This window comes from Bradyrhizobium sp. ISRA442 (assembly GCF_038085055.1).
GTDB lineage: Bacteria > Pseudomonadota > Alphaproteobacteria > Rhizobiales > Xanthobacteraceae > Bradyrhizobium.
The window spans coordinates 1-339 of record NZ_JALGCN010000079.1 but is presented as its reverse complement, the minus strand read 5'-3'; the positions used below and the strand labels follow the sequence as shown (position 1 = coordinate 339).

Below are 339 nucleotides of genomic sequence, written 5' to 3'. Positions count from 1 at the left end.
GGCAACTATACGGCGAACATCGCACCGAATGTGTCCGGCGGCAGCACAGTTTTCGAGAATTTAGAGACCATCTTCCAACAGGATCTGAACGGTGACGGCACGATAGGGGTGCGGACCACGACGATCGAATCGCTTGGGTCGACGAGCTTGCTGCAGACTGGGAATAATTACGAGCTCGGTACTGCTGGGCCCATTCTGAAATACAATGGCGCGCAGGTGGTGAGCGGGCAATTTGCGTCCTGGGCCCCTATCGGTGCGGAGCATACCGCAACCGGATTCGACGTTGCCTGGAAGTGGGCTGGAGCTGACCTCTACACCGTCTGGACCACGGACGCGAAC

The 339-nt window shown here is 58.1% G+C and carries 1 pseudogene; it reads left to right on the top strand.

Annotation, left to right across the window (positions count from 1 at the left end):
* Nucleotides 1-339: pseudogene (locus MTR72_RS40280) on the top strand (NF038122 family metalloprotease); the annotation flags it as partial.